This is a genomic window from Psychrosphaera sp. B3R10 (assembly GCF_018861025.1).
GTDB lineage: Bacteria > Pseudomonadota > Gammaproteobacteria > Enterobacterales > Alteromonadaceae > Psychrosphaera > Psychrosphaera algicola.
In genome coordinates, this window is sequence record NZ_JAHKQH010000045.1 from 233082 (window position 1) to 250955 (window position 17874).

11 protein-coding genes are annotated in these 17874 nt (G+C 39.5%); 10 read left to right on the plus strand and 1 reads right to left on the minus strand.

The window, feature by feature from the left end:
* Positions 1-143 precede the first annotated feature (143 nt).
* From hppD to KO525_RS18910, 10 genes are all read left to right on the plus strand, one after another.
* Positions 144-1223, plus strand: a complete 1080-nt coding sequence (gene hppD, locus KO525_RS18865) for a 4-hydroxyphenylpyruvate dioxygenase (RefSeq protein WP_215965388.1) — start codon at positions 144-146, stop codon at positions 1221-1223.
* Positions 1224-1241: 18 nt separating this feature from the next.
* Positions 1242-1784 carry a VOC family protein gene (locus KO525_RS18870; RefSeq protein ID WP_215965389.1) on the plus strand — a complete coding sequence of 181 codons (543 nt, stop codon included), beginning with the start codon at positions 1242-1244 and terminating at the stop codon, positions 1782-1784.
* A gap of 1 nt (position 1785) precedes the next feature.
* Positions 1786-2793 carry a fumarylacetoacetate hydrolase family protein gene (locus KO525_RS18875; protein WP_215965390.1) on the plus strand — a complete coding sequence of 336 codons (1008 nt, stop codon included), beginning with the start codon at positions 1786-1788 and terminating at the stop codon, positions 2791-2793.
* 230 nt (positions 2794-3023) lie between these two features.
* Entirely contained in the window at positions 3024-4817 is a 1794-nt protein-coding gene (locus KO525_RS18880) for a cyclic nucleotide-binding and patatin-like phospholipase domain-containing protein (RefSeq protein WP_215965391.1), read from the plus strand.
* Positions 4818-4836: 19 nt separating this feature from the next.
* Positions 4837-8658 carry a non-ribosomal peptide synthetase gene (locus KO525_RS18885; RefSeq protein WP_215965392.1) on the plus strand — a complete coding sequence of 1274 codons (3822 nt, stop codon included), beginning with the start codon at positions 4837-4839 and terminating at the stop codon, positions 8656-8658.
* Positions 8659-10199: 1541 nt separating this feature from the next.
* Complete coding sequence (locus KO525_RS18890; protein WP_215965393.1) at positions 10200-10814, plus strand: hypothetical protein; 615 nt, start codon at positions 10200-10202, stop codon at positions 10812-10814.
* Between the two features lie 40 nt (positions 10815-10854).
* The gene (locus KO525_RS18895; RefSeq protein ID WP_215965394.1) at positions 10855-11793 is read left to right on the plus strand and encodes a slipin family protein; all 939 of its coding nucleotides are present in this window, start codon (positions 10855-10857) and stop codon (positions 11791-11793) included.
* A gap of 12 nt (positions 11794-11805) precedes the next feature.
* The gene (locus KO525_RS18900) at positions 11806-12267 is read left to right on the plus strand and encodes an NfeD family protein (RefSeq protein ID WP_215965395.1); all 462 of its coding nucleotides are present in this window, start codon (positions 11806-11808) and stop codon (positions 12265-12267) included.
* A 117-nt stretch (positions 12268-12384) separates the two neighbouring features.
* Positions 12385-15090 carry a CHASE domain-containing protein gene (locus KO525_RS18905; RefSeq protein ID WP_215965396.1) on the plus strand — a complete coding sequence of 902 codons (2706 nt, stop codon included), beginning with the start codon at positions 12385-12387 and terminating at the stop codon, positions 15088-15090.
* A 75-nt stretch (positions 15091-15165) separates the two neighbouring features.
* Entirely contained in the window at positions 15166-16368 is a 1203-nt protein-coding gene (locus KO525_RS18910) for an acyltransferase family protein (protein ID WP_215965397.1), read from the plus strand.
* A 108-nt stretch (positions 16369-16476) separates the two neighbouring features.
* Here the strand turns inward: KO525_RS18910 and KO525_RS18915 are convergent, their stop codons facing one another.
* Positions 16477-17859, minus strand: a complete 1383-nt coding sequence (locus KO525_RS18915; protein WP_368668237.1) for a Na+/H+ antiporter NhaC family protein — start codon at positions 17857-17859, stop codon at positions 16477-16479.
* Positions 17860-17874 lie beyond the last annotated feature (15 nt).

Genomic DNA, 17874 nt, shown 5'->3' on the forward strand with positions numbered 1-17874 from the left:
AACAATACTTTCCCAATTCGCTGTAGCCCTTATTTTTAAAGGCTTTGGAAAGAAGTGTTAGCTGGGTATGATGGCGCAAAATAAAGTAGTAATTCTTACTATAGTTAATAATCAATAGCGTAAGCTGAAATGAGGAAAATGCGGTGGCAGATTTATTTGAAAATCCAATTGGGTTAGATGGCTTTGAATATGTAGAATTCTGTGCCCCCGAAAAAGGTATATTAGAAGCTGCTTTTGAAGTGATGGGCTTTACCTTAGTTGCGCGACATAAATCAAAAGACGTTGAACTGTGGCGTCAAGGTGATATTAATTTTATTACTAACTACGAAAAAAACAGCCACGCCTTTTATTATGCTGAAGAACATGGTCCATCTGCTTGTGGCCTAGCGTTTCGAGTTAAAGATGCACAGCTAGCTTATGCTGAAGTTCAAAAACGTGGTGCCCAACCCGTTAAAGTTGAAACGGGTCCTATGGAATTGCGTTTACCAGCGATTAAAGGCATCGGTGGTGCGAACTTATATCTAATAGACCGTTATCAAGGCAGTAATACAATTTATGACATCGACTTCAATTGGATTGAAGGCGTTGACCGTCATCCTGAAGGATGCGGCTTCCACACGTTGGACCATTTAACCCATAATGTTTACCGTGGCCGTATGGATTATTGGGCTAAATATTATGAAAGCCTATTTAACTTTCGTGAAATTCGTTATTTTGACATTAAAGGCGAATATACCGGATTGTTGTCAAAAGCAATGACGGCACCAGACGGCAAAATTCGTATTCCGTTAAATGAGGAAGCGGCTGGTGGCGGCGGTCAAATCGAAGAGTTTTTGATGCAATATAATGGCGAAGGTATTCAGCATATTGCCTTCTCCTGCGATGATTTATTGGCATGTTGGGATCGCTTAAAAGCTAACGGTGTTAAGTTTATGACCGCACCACCAAGCACCTATTACGACATGTTGGAAGAGCGTTTAACCGGACACGGCGAACCTGTAGATGAATTACAAGCTCGTGGTATTTTGTTAGACGGAACAACCGAAGGTGAAACACCTCGTTTATTGTTACAAATATTCTCTGAAGCAACGCTTGGTCCGGTATTTTTTGAGTTTATACAGCGTAAAGAAGATGATGGATTTGGTGAAGGAAACTTCAAAGCACTGTTTGAATCAATCGAACGTGATCAAATGGCCCGTGGCATTATAGGCGAAGACAAATAGTCGTCGTTAGGAGTGGTTATGAAAATTAATCGAATACATCACGTTGCATATCGCTGTAAAAATGCGAAAGAGACGGTAGCGTTTTACCGTGACCTTTTGGACATGGAATTCATGTTAGCGATTGCTGAAGATGAAGTGCCGTCAACTAAAGAGCCAGATCCGTACATGCATGTCTTTCTTGACGCAGGACAGGGCAACGTATTGGCATTTTTTGAAATACCTAATGCTCCTGATATGGACCGCGATAATAATACGCCACTTTGGGTTCAACACATTGCATTTGAAGTCGATACAATAGATGAATTAACTGAAGCGAAAACTCGTTTAGAAGATGCGGGGATCAGTGTTTTAGGTCCAACAGATCATACTATTTTTAAATCAATATACTTTTTTGATCCTAACGGGCATCGAATTGAACTTGCAGCAAATACTGCTAAACCAGGTATGCTGGAAGAGTTAAAGCGCGTAGCGCCTGCGATGTTAGACGAGTGGGACAAAACAAAAAAAGCACCTCAGCATGCAGCTTGGCTGCATTCGGGTGAAGATTTTCCGGGGAAATAAGATGAAATTAGCAAGTTTAAAGTCAGGTCGTGATGGTCAATTAGTTGTTGTTAATTCGGCACTCACTAAAATGACGCGTGTAACAGACATCGCGCCGACCATGCAAGCAGCAATAGACCAATGGCAAGAAATTGAACCACAACTTAAAGTTCGTTTTCAGCAACTGGAAAACGGCCAAGTAGAGGCAGAAGATTTTGATCAAACAAAATGCGAATCGCCACTTCCTCGGGCTTATCAGTGGGCCGATGGCAGTGCTTATGTCAATCATGTGGAGTTAGTTCGCAAGGCTCGAAATGCTGAAATGCCAGCCACGTTTTGGACTGATCCACTGATGTATCAAGGCGGATCTGATAGCTTTTTAGCACCGCGTGACAATATTGTAATGCCTCAAACTGACGGGTTTGGTGTTGATTTTGAAGCAGAAGTCGCAGTAATAACAAATGACGTACCTATGGGGGTTAACCCAGAAGATGCATTACAACATATTAAACTTATTATGATTGTAAATGACGTTTCATTACGTGGACTTATTCCAGGAGAGCTTGCAAAAGGGTTTGGTTTTTTCCAGTCTAAACCAAGCAGCGCATTTAGCCCTGTGTGTGTAACGCCTGATATGTTAGGTGACGCGTGGCAAGGTGGAAAGTTATCATTGCCTTTAATGTCACATTACAACGGCACACTATTTGGCAAGCCTGAAGCTGGAATTGATATGACATTCCATTTTGGACAGTTAGTGGCGCACGCCGCTAAAACAAGACCGCTGTGCGCCGGTACAGTAATCGGTTCGGGTACGGTTTCTAATAAATTAAATGACGGCCCTGGTAAACCAGTTGCTGAAGGTGGTGTTGGTTATAGTTGTATTGCTGAGATTCGAATGATTGAAACAATCCAAAATGGTGCACCAACAACTCCATTTATGCAGTTTGGCGATAACATCCAAATTGAAATGTTCGATAAATCGGGTCAATCTATTTTTGGGCAAATAAACCAAAATGTAGAGCCTCAATAAATATTAGGCACTCTATTTAGGGCACTCTGATTAAGGGCGCCCTATCTTTTTTATCTAAACCTTCTACATTTGCTCTTATATCGTCGCTAAACCTCACATTTTTGTCATAATATCCGCTTAAATTATCTAAAAGTTGTTTTAACTTTATTTTACATTGTGTTTGTTTTTACTTTTACTGGTATGATTCTTAACTTATAGATTGGAACTTAAAGTAATAATTTGAACAGAAAATGAACGTATCAACGGAATATTTAATTGAGTTGCTAAAAGCGAGCTCTGACTTTAATCAACTGTCAGAAGGTGCCATGATCGGACTTGCGGAAGCGCTTGAAGTTATTACGGTTGCCGGCGGTGCAGAAGTTATTCGGGAAGGCGCTGAATCTGATTCAATGTTTATTTTGGTTAGTGGTCGTCTTAGGGTTTCTCGAACCGATAAAAATGGCCAACGTTTGTTATACAACGAAGTTTTGCCAGGTGATTGTGTTGGCGAAACGGGAATGATTTTACGCCAAGCGAGAACGGCAGACATTACGTCTATGCGGGAGTCGCAACTTGCTGTCCTTTCTGATAAAGCCTATGAAGAACTTATAGCGAAACATCCATCGGAGTTAAACAGAGCGTTTTCTCAGGCTATTTATCGTCATCTCAGACATGACCGTAGAGTCGCAGAACGTCGCAGAGCACAAAGCTTTTTCTTAATCCCAATCCACGAAACGGTAGATATGTCGGTATTCACTTCTCAAATGAAGTTGAACTTGACCAAGTATGGTTCAACCGAGGTTGTGCCCGTTAGTTTAATTGATGCTGAACGCACTGTTGGCGATGACGGTTACCTTAATCTTGATAAATTAGAAGCGGATTTCGATTATATAATTTATCAGGGTGAATTAAATCTTGATGAACAATTAAATGAAACGTTTGAACATGCTGATCAGGTAATATTTGTCGCTGACGGCACCAAAAGTTCGTCATTAACAAAATTAGAAGAGTCACTTCGATCACGTTTTGATATAGCCCTGATCCGTAGTCATTTAGCGCTAGTTTATCCAGAATCTGAAGTGAGTTGTGGTGACCGGGCTGAGTGGAATAAAGAACGAAAAACCGAGCGTGTCTACCCGATTAAATTGGCGAGTAGTGATGACTTTGGGCGGTTAGTTCGATTTTTACTTGGCAAAGCCATCGGTGTTGTTTTAGGTGGCGGGGGCGCACGTGGTTTTGCTCATTTAGGTGTATTAAGAGCATTTGAAGAGTCAAATATCCCCATTGATCTCATTGGCGGCAACAGTATGGGAGCACTTATTGGTGCTTGTTATGTTTCGGGAATGCCTCGAGAGTCTATCCATAAAGAAATATTGAGGTATTCAAAGGGGGGAATGAAACTTACTTTCCCACTTGTCGCACTTATGTCGAATAAAAACCTAAAAGGTGCGTTTCAAGAAGCCCTAGGCAATTTAGATATTCAAAGAATTTGGACGCCTTATTTTGCAGCCGCGTGTAATTTAACAACAGCAGAAACCTTGGTACTTGAAGAAGGGCCACTTTGGCAAGCGGTATTGGCAAGCAATTCACCAGCCGGGTTGTTTCCGCCAGTAGTGGTTGATGGGCAATTATTAGTGGACGGTGCAATACTTGAAAATGTTCCAGTGCAAGCAATGCGTCAACGTCTATCGACGCCACTTGAGCGCCGTCGAGGTAATGGTGCGGTAATTGCTATTGATGTTGATGTTAAAGATGCGTTTGAAGTTAATAAAAATGTCACGGATCTATCCTCATGGAATAAGCTTAAATCTCATTTTGAAAAAGCCCATGATAACTTACCGGGCATAGTTGATATTCTCATGCAAGTCGCACATATCGGTGGGTTGGCTCAGCGTCAGCAGACAAAACATGCAGCGGACATTTATTTTGAGCCGCCGTTAAGTAACTTCAGCATAATGGACTATAAAAAAGCTGAAGAGATAATTGAAGTTGGGTATGAATATGCGATGCAACAAATAAACGTGATTAAATCGAGTATTCAGTAAACATATAGCAAGGACGGCAATGGCAACTATTCCCTTATCACTAAGTCAAAAAGACATATGGACTGAGATTTTAGCTTGGTCAAATAGTTGTCATCTAAATATTGGTGGTTTCTCTCGGATTGTAGGAGAAATTGATGCCGCTTTATTTCAGCAAGCGTTAGACAATTTAACGGCAGCGGAAGATGCATTGAGGCTTGTGCCGACAAGTGAAGGCAATCAAATATTACTCGATACTTACCGTTATCCGCTAGTCATTAAAAATTTTACAGATCAACCAAATGGTGAAGATTTAGCAACGTTATGGCAACAAGGATGGATGTCGGAGCCGTTTGAAATAGGCAAGCAGCCAACAATACGTTTTGCTTTGGTGACTGCCACCCCTCAATTACATTATGTGGTAATTCAGAGTTTGCACATTGCTATGGATGGCTGGAGTTTATCTAATGCAGTGCAGAAGCTTGGGCAACATTACACTTCATTATTAACAAATGACCCCTCATTGATTGCGGAAAGCCGAGACTATCAAGACTTTATTGTCGACTCGAATAGTTATAAGTCAGGTAAGCAATTTCAAAAAGATGTCGATTATTGGAACTTAGCAATACCGCAACTTCCTGAGCCGGTATTTGAAGCACGGTACAATGCGCCTATCATTTCCGGAGTGTCTCGGGCCTATGTCGAAAACTGCAAAATTCAACGAGCACTAATAGACCAGTTAAAAACCTTATGTACTGCCAATAAACATACTATTTTTCATGGGTTTTTGGCGCTGTTGGCGATTTATATATTTAAAAGTCAAAACCGTAGTGAGTTTATAATTGGCGTTCCAAGTCTCAATCGTGGGGGAAACAAGTTTAAGAATACCCTCGGTATGTTTGTTGGGGTTATACCGATAAAGGTCACGCTAGAGCAGGACGATACACCAGCAACCGTCGTAGAAAAAATATCGAAATTTCTAAAGCAAGCTTACCGGCATGCAAAATATCCTTTGAGTGAGCAATTTAAACGATTAAAAGCGATAAAGCAGGGGCGAGATCGTTTATTTGACGTCATATTTTCATACGAAGAATTTGAGTTTGCTAGTCAATACGGAGATGCTAAAGTCGGTGCGACAAATCAAACATTCGCCGGGTTTAGTCGCTATCCATTAGCAATCTCGGTATGTGACTTTCTGGATGGAGACGATGCTGAAATTGTTTTAGAGGGTAACGAGCAGTACTTCACAGCACCTGAAACCAATTTGATTGGCAATCGACTTATCTACTTGGCTGAGCAAGTCATTAATGACTTTAATATGCCAGTGAGTTCACTTGATATTTGTTCATCAGCCGAGCGCACCAGACAATTGACGGCAGGTATAAGTCTGGCTGAAAACCCTCAGGCAGTATTGCCTTTTGTGAAGCAATTTGAACAACGTGCATTATTACATCCAAAATCCAACGCCTGTATTTCAGCAGAGGTAAAACTGACTTACTCAGAACTGCTGCATTGCTCTAATCAGTTAGCGCTGCAACTATTGGCAAATGGGGTCGGCAAAGGCGATATCGTCGCTTTTGTTCTGGACAAAGGCGCAGAGGTTCTCATCGCGCAGTTAGCCATTACTCAAATTGGCGCAGCGTTTTTGCCTAATGACGTTGAAATACCCATCACCCGTTTGGAATTGATATTAAGTGAAAGCCAGTCTAAATGCTTATTGGTAAACAACAATATTGATAGTCGTTTTAAGGCGTTAGACGGTACACAAATTACAATAAATGTTGGTTCACTTTTAAAAGAAAAAGCATCCACAGCTCAACTGGCCGATATAACCGTTGAACCGGATTTATGCGCTTATGTGTTGTTTACATCTGGTACAACAGGAAAACCGAAAGGGGTAGCCGTAAGTCATAGAGCATTATCGCTACGATTGTCGTGGATATGCGAAAAATGGAGCATAACTTCCACTGATAGGTCTCTCAATGCGACTCAAGTTAATTTTGATCCTGCATTAATCGAATTGTTAACGCCAATAATACGGGGCGGCAGTGTGGCCTTTCCACCGCCGGGCAGGCTATTACCTGAAGCTTTACCAGCATATTTGGTTCAATTTAACGCGACAATGATGGCGTTTGTTCCCTCTACATTAACGCGTTTCTTAGATGGCATTAAACAACCAGATAAACTGAAATTACGAGTTTGTTGTTGTGGTGGCGAAATTTTGTCAAAGGAAATTGCAGTTCGTTTTATCAAACAAACAAATGCCATTTTATATAATGTCTACGGCCCGACCGAGGCAACTATTTTTGCCTCGAGTTGGCAAGTTAAGTTAAACGATGACAATCATAAAGCGATGCCAGTCGGCGCCGCACTTACCGACGTTCAGCTTTATATACTAGATGAACAACATGCTTTAATGCCCTATGGTGTCGTGGGGCGAGTGTTTATTGGTGGACTGACACTGAGCGATGGTTATCTTCGTCAAGATGACAGTAACGCGGATAAGTTCATTACAGTTGATTCTATTTCGAGCCATCCGCTTTATGATACAGGTGACAGCGGCTGGTTAGATACCGATGGGGTACTGCATTTTAGTGGTCGCAATGACAGACAGATAAAACTTCGCGGTTATCGTATCGAGTTAAATGAGATCGAGAATAGCCTGCTGCATTTGCCTGGTGTGAAGGCCGCAGCCGCAAAACTGGTAGGGCAAGGATCTAAATCTCAAATTCACAGTTGGGTCGTTATAGGATCAGAAGCACAACCTGAAGCGTATCGGTCTAAGTTATCTGGGATCTTACCAGACTACATGTTACCAAATCGGATCCACATTTTAGATCAAATGCCTTACACACCAAACGGTAAAATTGACTACCCTAAATTAATAAATAGCGGTCATGTGATCGAAAAGTCAGCTGCCCGTGAACCGGTAGGTCGGTTGGAAAAGTCGATATTAAAAATCTGGAAAAACGCGCTAGAACAACCTAATTTAACGGTACTTGATAACTTCTTTGAAAGTGGCGGCGATTCATTATCTGCTGTAATTACCCTCCACGAAATAGAAAAGCTACTAGGAAAAAGGCTGTCTTTGCATCAGTTGGTTGAAAACGCAACCGTATCGTCATTAGCCGAGTGCGTCGAAGCCGAATTAAATTTACCGCAGTTGTTGGTCAGCCTTGGTGATACAACTCGTAAAGTGAGTATGTATATTTGTGCGTCCGGTAACGGCGATATGCTGCGATTTAAAGCGCTTGCCAAGGAGATGTATGGTGTCTGCGATCTGCATATGTTGCAACCTCCAGGAAATCAAACAAGCATTGAAATAAAAGAATTAGCGACACTTTATGCAAATAAAATAAAGCAACGTGGCGAATCTGAAGTCTATATTGCAGGGTTTTCGGTCGGGGGACTCGCAGCGCTAGAAACAGCAAAGTTACTTCAAAAAGATAATATTAAAGTAAATGAGTTATTTATTGTCGATACAATATTGCTCCGTATGCCAAAACTCGGACTCATGGCGTGGCGTCTTATAATGAAGATGTTGGGTGAAAACGGAGGGCGGCATCGACGATTTATTTCGACTCAATTGGGCAATACACTTAGAGATAAGGGATTGTTTATGCAAGTTAAAGCGATGAAGGGTTATCGATTGTCTAAGTATGACGGTTCGTTAGTGCTATTAAAATCAACGGCTTACCGATACTTACAAAAGTGGTTATTAGGCGGTTGGTATAAAGAAGTAAATGCGGATCTGGTGTCGTTTAAAATTGATACGCCGCACAATGGCTTTTTTGAACCAGGCCGTGTAAAAATGTTAGCTCAAAAATTAGCTGAACGTATTAACCTACAAAACGATGGAAGTTAAATTTAGACAAAAAAAAGCGAGCATTAAAAAATGCTCGCGAATAAAACAACAACTTTCAGGGAATAAAACTTAATAACTATAAAGTTAGACAGGCTAATTCAATTTAGTTCAAATAAACCCAAATTAATTTTTCAATCCATCGTCTATCGGCATTTACCAATAACCCCTGTGTGATCTACAAATTTTGAACAAAAAAAAGCGAGCATTAAAAAACGCTCGCGAATAAAACAACAACTTTCAGGGAATAAAACTTAACAACTATAAAGTTAGACAGGCTAATTCAATTTAGTTCAAATAAACCCAAATTAATTTTTCAACCCTTCGTCTATCGGCGTTTACCAATACCTTGCGTGATCTACAAATTTTGAACAAAAAAAAGCGAGCATTAAAAAATGCTCGCGAATAAAACAACAACTTTCAGGGAATAAAACTTAACAACTATACAGTTAGACACAGCAATTGGATTTAGTTCAATAAAATGAGAAATAAATTTAAAGCTTTATTTTTAGGCGGTCAGGAGCTGTATTTTCGCTGCTTATTCCGACCTCAAATGTTAGGCAAAAAAAAGCGAGCATTAAAAAATGCTCGCGAATAAAACAACAACTTTCAGGGAATAAAACTTAACAACTATACAGTTAGACACAGCAATTGGAATTAGTTCAATAAAACGAGAATTAAATTTAAAACTTTATTTTTAGGCGGTCAGGAGCCGTATTTTCGCTGCTTATTCCGACCTTAAATGTTAGGCAAAAAAAAGCGAGCATTAAAAAATGCTCGCGAATAAAACAACAACTTTCAGGGAATAAAACTTAATAACTATACAGTTAGACACACTCATTGCATTTAGTTCAATAAAATTCGAATTAAATATAGAGTTTTTAATTGGGGCGTTAAGAAATGAGATTGAGGTTTTTAAGAAATTTAAATTTTAGGCAAAAAAAACGAGCATTAAAAAATGCTCGTGAATAAAACAACAACTTTCAGGGAATAAAACTTAACAACTGTACAGTTAGACACGCTATGTGAATTTAGTTCAAAAAAATCGAAATTATTTTCTCAACGACTTACTATTTACTAATAAACGCGAATATCAAGCAAAAAAAAACGAGCACTAATAAATGCTCGTAAATAAAACAACAACTTTCAGGGAATAAAACTTGAAACTATAAGGTTAGACAGGCTAATTTTAAAAAGTTCAAATAATTTGCAAACTAGTTTAATTAGGTGAGATTTCGTCTTGTTTCTGATGTAAAAGATCAATCGTTAATATTTAAATTAAAGGCAAAACGACAGATTTGACTTATGTGTCGCAGTAAGTTCGAACCCCTGGGCATAAAAAAGCTTAAGCACGACGTTAAAGCGATAGAATCGTAAATAACGACAATGTTGAATTTAAAGTAATAGGTCTGAGCGTTACGAGTCGGTAAAAAATAAAAAGCGGATTATTAAGTGCCAATAGGTTTAAAATAGTTAAACTAAGGTTAAAGGTAATGAAAGTTTATGAGAGAAAATTCATAAACGTTATATAGGGAGACTTCATTATGTTCACAAAAATTATAGCCACAATTTTTTTTAGCTTGCTTCTTTACGGTTGCACGACCCCCCCGCCAAAAAATGTAAATAACATTTGCGAAATTTTTGAAGAACGACCGGATTGGTGGGATGCAGCTAGTGATATGCAGGACAAGTGGGGAACCCCGGTGAATGTCATCATGTCTATGATGTATCAAGAGAGCTCCTTTAGAGCCGATGCTGCGCCTCCAATGGAGTATTTTCTCGGATTTATTCCTATTGGGCGGGCGAGCAGTGCGTATGGTTATTCTCAGGCTAAAACTGGTACCTGGGATGAATATATAAAAGAGACTGGAAATAGTTGGGCTGACAGGGACGATTACGATGACGCTATTGATTTTATGGGGTGGTTTACAAATAAAACAAATAAAATCAATAAAGTATCGAAATGGGACGCTAAAAATCAGTATTTAAACTACCATGAGGGGTGGGGTGGTTATAAGCGTAAAACTTACCGTAAGAAACAATGGCTAGTTCGTGTTGCAAATAAAGTTGATAGTCGAGCTAAAACCTATGGACAGCAATTGAAAGGGTGTGAAGATTATCTAAATTCAAGCTGGTTGTGGCGCCTTATTTTTTATTGATTTTAGCAAGTAAATTAATTTAGGAAACTAGGAAATGATAATGGAAAGTATTTTTGAACATGTTTTAACGTTTCAATTTGCGTTATTGGTATTGATAGTTGTATTACTAAAGTCGTCAATTAAATTTGTACCGCAAAATAGAGCTTTTTTAATCGAACGTTTTGGTAAATTTAATAAGTCGATAGAAGCGGGTCTTAACTTTATCGTGCCATTTATTGATAAAGTTGCTTACGACAGATCGTTAAAAGAGCAAGCTGTAGACGTGCCAAGTCAGTCCGCAATTACCCGGGACAATATATCATTGACCGTTGATGGCGTATTATATTTCCGTGTTCTTGACCCATACAAAGCATCGTATGGTGTCGACAATTACATCTTTGCTGTTATTCAGTTGTCACAAACAACGATGCGAAGCGAAATCGGTAAAATGGAATTGGATAAAACGTTTGAAGAACGTGATAGTTTAAATAGTAATATCGTGTCTGCTATTAATGATGCCGCGGCGCCATGGGGTGTTCAGGTTTTAAGATATGAAATAAAAGACATTGTCCCACCTTCTTCTGTTATGGAAGCGATGGAACGACAAATGAAAGCTGAACGAGAAAAACGCGCGCAGGTTTTAGAATCGGAAGGTGATAGACAAGCGGCGATCAATGTAGCAGAAGGACAAAAGCAGGCCCAAGTATTGGCGGCTGAAGGTGAGAAAGCTGAGCAAATATTACGTGCTGAAGGTGAAGCACTCGCTATTATGCAAGTTGCCAAAGCTCAGGCTGAGGCGCTTGAAACGGTTGGTAATATCGCGAAAACAGAACAGGGTCAAAGTGCGGTTCAACTAGATTTAGCTACAAAAGCAATTGCGGCTAAACAAGCAATTGCTAAAGAATCATCTGTGGTTTTATTACCTGACAGTAGCACAGACGCGTCAAACATTGTGGCGCAAGCGATGACCATAATTAACACACTAAACTCAAAAAAGTAAGGTGGAAAGCCAATGACGCTATTTAGTGAAACTTATCAAGTATTGTTAGCGGCGGGTCTTATACTCGCGGCCATCGATATTCTCGCTATGGGATTTGCTACATTTTTCCTGACTATTTTGGGTTTAGCCACTATATTGACTGGTACGTTAGTGTTCTTTGGCCTAATTGGTGAAGGTATGCTCGCCATAAGTTTGTCTATAGCGTTATTTTCTATCGTTTGTACGTTGTTGCTTTATAAGCCATTAAAATTATTACAAAGTAATTCAAGTGCTGCTCCGGCAGCAGTACATTCAGATTTGACTGACATGACCTTCATTCTTGAAGACGATGTTGGACCAAATCTAGTAGTCAACTATCATTATTCAGGCATTGATTGGAAGCTTAAAGCGAATGAGCATATAGGCTCAGGGACATTGGTTGCTGTTTATAAACTTGAAGTTGGCGAAATGTATGTCCAACCTTTTACAGATTAGTTGAATATACGACGTAATGTTCACACTAGTAAATTTAAACCCTACTTTCTATCTTTTGAAACGAGATTGAGCGCCTATAGTAAACCTGTAGGCGCTTCCGTTGGTTAAAGGAATATTTTGAAAAACATATCAATTGTATTATTTGCATTTATTGCAGAATTTATTTTCTCGAAAATTGGGTTAATGTTTGCTATTCCCTTTGGCTTTGCAAGTTCTATCTGGCCAGCAGCCGGCATTTCGTTAGGTATTTATTTATTATTTGGGCGTCCTGCTCTTGTTGGTGTGTTCTTTGGTTACCTTCTCGCTGTCTATCACTCAGGTATGGCGTTTGATTTGGAAACATGGGCTCTGCCAGTGACCTTATGTGTGTGCAGTTTATTACAACTGATTATTACAAAACGCATAATATTCAAATATATAAAGCTACCAGTGGAGACCTCTAAGCTTTCTAAACTCGTTAAATTTTTGCTCATAATTGGACCGCTATCCTGTTTAGTTGCAAGTGCCTTAGGCGCGTCAATTCTTTATGTTGTAAATGATTTGAATTACCAAGAAGCCATTTTCACGTGGGCTATTTGGTGGGTCGGTGACTTTACAGGCGTACTTTTTTTTGCACCTTTAGTTCTATTTATTAAACCCAACGCCATTGTTGAAACCCCTGCACAACCTTTAAAAATAGTATTCTCTAACGTCATTGTTTTTTGTTTTATTAGTCTGCTGTTTGCATTCTCAAGTGATAAATATCAAGCGCAAAATCAATTAACATTTGAACAAAAAACAACAGCATTTATTAAGCAATTTGAAAATGCTCAGGAATCAATTAAACATCAACTTTTAGCATTAAGTGGCTTGTTTCAATCAAGTGACTTTGTCTCGCGTAATGATTTCGAAAACTTTAGTCAAAAAATAGCGGATAAAAATATTAATTTACGTGCTGTTGCGTGGATCCCAAAAGTAACCCGAGGCAATAGAGCTGCGTTTGAACAAAAGGCTAAAAGTGAAGGGTTCGACGATTTTGAGATTAAGTATCTTGCTGCTAAAGGGTTTAAAACATCCCCTCAAGCCGCCGTATATTTTCCAATTTTATACTCCGAACCGTTAAAGTCCAACAGAGCCGCGTTGGGGTTGGACTTAAATAGTCATCCGTCGGTAAAAAATGAGCTTCGCGAAGCAATGGAGAATGATAAGTTTACTGTTACCGCAACTCTACCGCTTGTGCAACAGCAAGATAAGTTCACTGGAGTGATTGTCTACTATCCGGTATATAAGTCAGGTGCGCTCGATCCTACTCGTCCTCATTTGGAGCAACTTCTTGGTTCGGTAGAGGCTGTGTTCGAACTCGACGTTTTGCTCCAAAATCTACCTGCCGCCGATCAAGACGAGTTTGCGTTTGAGTTTACGTATGGCGCGGGCAATACGTTTCAATCAAAGGGGTTTAACAGTAATGGATTGTTTTCCCATCAAGTATTAGTCGATGTATTTGATAAACAAGGGACATTGCGATTTACCAGTTTAAAAGAGTTTGAAAGTCATTTAGTCGATTGGGCAAGTTGGTTGGTTGTCGTTGGTGGCACCTTGTTTGGGGTTGTCAGCATTATCTTTTTATATTCCATCACAAGTTTTAGTGCCAATTTAGAAATGCAAGTTTTGAAAAAGACTCAAGACTTAACTGAAAGTAATAAAAAACTGGAATTAGCGAATAGGGCCAAAACCATGTTTTTAGCCAATATGAGCCATGAATATCGTACACCACTAAATGCTATTATTGGGTTTACCGAAATTGCAAAACGACAAACCAAAGATGTTGAAGCAAGCAAATACCTAGGGAAAATTGAAGCCAGTTCACAAACCATGCTAAATATCGTCAATGATGTGTTAGATATTTCTAAGATCCAAACAAATGAGTTTGAGCTCGAAAATTCCTCGTTTCAACCAACTGAAAGTTTGAATCATGTCGCAGACATGCTTAGAGAAATTGCCCTTGGCAAAGGTTTAGATTTTATAGTTGATATTGATGACCTTGGTGATATTTGGGTCAAAGGTGATAATTATCGCTTTAAACAAATCGCAATTAATTTACTAAGTAACGCCATTAAGTTTACAGATAATGGGTTTGTTAAATTGTCCGCCACAGTTTTTAGCAAAACAGTTGATAGTTACCAGCTTCAAGTCGTCGTTAGTGATTCAGGTTTGGGAATTGAAGAAGATAAGCAAAAGATTATTTTTAAACCGTTTCAGCAGGCGGAAAGCACTACAACTCGGCGGTTTGGTGGAACAGGGCTAGGACTATCGATAGTCAACGAACTAACGCACTTAATGTACGGTGATATTCAAGTATCAAGTAAAGTAGGTGCGGGCAGTGAGTTTAGAGCAATGTTAATGTTTAGTAAAAGTGAGCCACAGATTCTAAAAGCCACCTTAGACGATAAAGAAGAGGTTAATGAAGAGAGTTTTGTTGGCTTAAATGTCCTTATTGTTGAAGATAATTTAGTTAATCAAGAAGTTGTTAAAAAGCAATTGGAGTCGCTTGGTGCGGTACCTTCAGTGAGTAATAACGGGCAAGAATGCTTAGATTATTTGCAATCAAACACGCCGGATATCATTTTGATGGATTTACAAATGCCGGTTCTCGATGGTTTTATGACGTCTAAAGCTATTAGAAATAATCCAAATTGGGATGGTATTTCAATCATTATCCTCAGTGCCAGCGTTACGCAAGAAGATAGGTTAATTGCAAGAGAATTAGGGATAAAGTCGTATCTTGCAAAACCATTTTTCCTAGAACAGCTCAAAGCGGTTTTAAGAGTCAACCTGCCTTCATAAGTCTGGGCGCGTTGTTGTACAAGTGCATTTCAAAATTGAAAAATATGTAGTTATCGAAAGTAGGAGATTTGGTTGATGAAAGGTTGGTTTAATCGATTTTCAGCCCAGATATTAGCCACTCTACCACCGCAAAGATTATTGTCTCTTGATGTTTTTCGTGGCGTTACGATAACGGCGATGGTGCTCGTCAATAATCCCGGTAGTTGGTCCTATACATATGCCCCTATGGCCCACGCGAAGTGGCATGGTTGGACCCCGACAGATCTTATATTTCCTTTTTTTGTGTTTATCATTGGCATATCTATGGCCATCGTTATGGATAGAAAACCCAAAACCCCTGAAATAAATACCAAGTTGATTAAAACAGCATTTGTCCGGGGAGCTAAATTATTTGCGCTTGGGTTGTTTTTAGCCGTTTTTTATTATGATTTTACAAATCCAAAATTTGATTGGCTCGAACAGCAAGTTATGTCTATTCGTATTATGGGCGTTCTACAGCGCCTAGGCCTAATATTTTTTGCAACAGTTTGCATTGTACTCTGGTTTAAACAAGTCGGCAGAGCGTTGATTATGGCAACGTTATTATTAGGATATTGGGCGATATTGATGTGGGTGCCATACGGTAACGAACATACTGGCCTTTTTGTGGGGAAATTGGAATTTGGTAATAATATAAGTGCGTGGTTGGATGACACTTTATTTGCTTCTAAAAATCTCTATTTTTCTTCTGCAACGCCGTTTGCGTTTGATCCCGAAGGTGTTTTAAGCACGTTTCCTGCAATTGCCGGAGCATTAGCCGGGGTATTCACTGGTGAATTATTGTTAAAAAAACATATCCCTTTAATTAAGAAGGTAAAATTAATGTTGATTGCCGGAGGGGTATGTTTATTCGTGGCAAAAATTTGGTCTATTTATTTGCCAATTAATAAGTCAATTTGGACTTCAAGTTATGTGGTGATGAGCACGGGATGGGGCCTAGTTTGTTTAGGCGTGTTGACATACATTGTCGATATTAAAAAATTCAAATATTGGACAGCGCCATTTGTTATATTTGGTGCCAACGCCATTGCATTTTATATGTTCTCAGCGATAGTCGCGCGGTTACTTATAATGATTCCTGTTGCAGACACGACATTGCACGGTTGGCTTTTTCAAAAACTATTCCAACCCTTATTTGGGAATTATCTCGGTTCGTTGATGTTTGCTATTGCATTTTGCCTTGGCAGTTTTTTAGTTATGAAATGGCTCTACCAAAAGAAGATATTTTTTAAGGTTTAAGCAAATAGTAAGCATAAAATAGGCCTCAATTGAAATGAGGCCTATTTAGTAAATATTCTATATCTATTGGCATTACGCTATTGAACACCCAAAGGAGTTATGGCGTCGCTAAATCATCATTAATCCCAACACAACATAACCGATAATCGATAGTGCACCACCAAATAGAGCATATGGGAGTTGTGTTTTAACGTGCTCTAATAAGTCACAACCAGACGCCACAGAGCTCACAGCGGTTGTATCTGAAATAGGGGAGCAGTGATCGCCAAATATGCCGCCACCTAAAATAGCCGCTAGAATTAGTGGTGCAGGAAGACCGATTTCGATTACAAGTGGCATTCCAATGGGGATTAATATTGCGAACGTTCCCCAGGATGTACCCGTCGAAAATGACATTAAACCGCCAGCAATAAATAACATGGCTGGGACTAGAAATAGCGGTAAGTTATCTGCGACCAAATTAGCAATAAAAGCACCCGTACCTAATTCTTTAAGGCTAGCGCCAAGTGCCAGTGAAAATAATACAATTGTCACTAAAGGAAGAAGGTCTGACATGCCTCGGAAGCCTAATGCAGTAGCCTCTTTATGATTAAACTTTTTAGAGCCAATTAACATAAAATACGCTGTTAAGCAGGCAAGAGATGTCGCATATAATACAGACTTAGAACCCGAACCGTCGGTAAAATTACCATTTCCTGTTAAAAACATAAAACCGACCATAGACACTGACATAACGGCTAACGGTATTAACATAAAGGCTGGATGACTAGAGTGACTGGTTATTTCCGACTCTTGTTCGTTTAAGCTTGTATTTTGTTCCGCGACTTTCATCGGCCCGTGGGTCTTATCGGCAATGATGGTATAGAGCACGATAAGCAAAGTGATAATTGGGTATAAATTAAAAGGGATTGTCTGCAATAAAATGCTCACCGTCGATTGTTCTAATTCATAAGCTCCCATTAGTCCTAATATGTAGGCTCCCCAGCCGTTAAGTAAAATGAGGATACATATTGGTGCTGAGGTGCTATCGATAATATAAGCCAAGCGCGCTCGGCTCATTTTGAACTTATCAAACAGACCACGGGAGATAATACCTGCCATTAAAACACTTAAATTTGATTCGATGAAAATTGCCACACCGGTGAAAAAGGCTAGGAAACGAGCACGTCGAGGCGTACCGCTTAAACCTTTCTTAATCAAATAGTTGACCGTTGCCGTTACACCGCCAGATTTACGCATAAATATGAGTAAGGCGCCGACTAACATCGAAAATATTAAGATCCTGGTATTTCCCGGAGAACTAAAAACCGCCACAATACGGTCGATACCGGCCAATAAAAAATGACTAATTGCGGGGTCGTCTTGTTGTTTAAACATGAGCAGCAATTCTGAGCTAAACATCGCCAATAGCAACGCTAGAACAACTTCTTTTTGCCACAATACAACTATTATGGCGATAATTGGGGGAAGAACGGTTAACCACTCAGACACAAAAACTCCTCATTC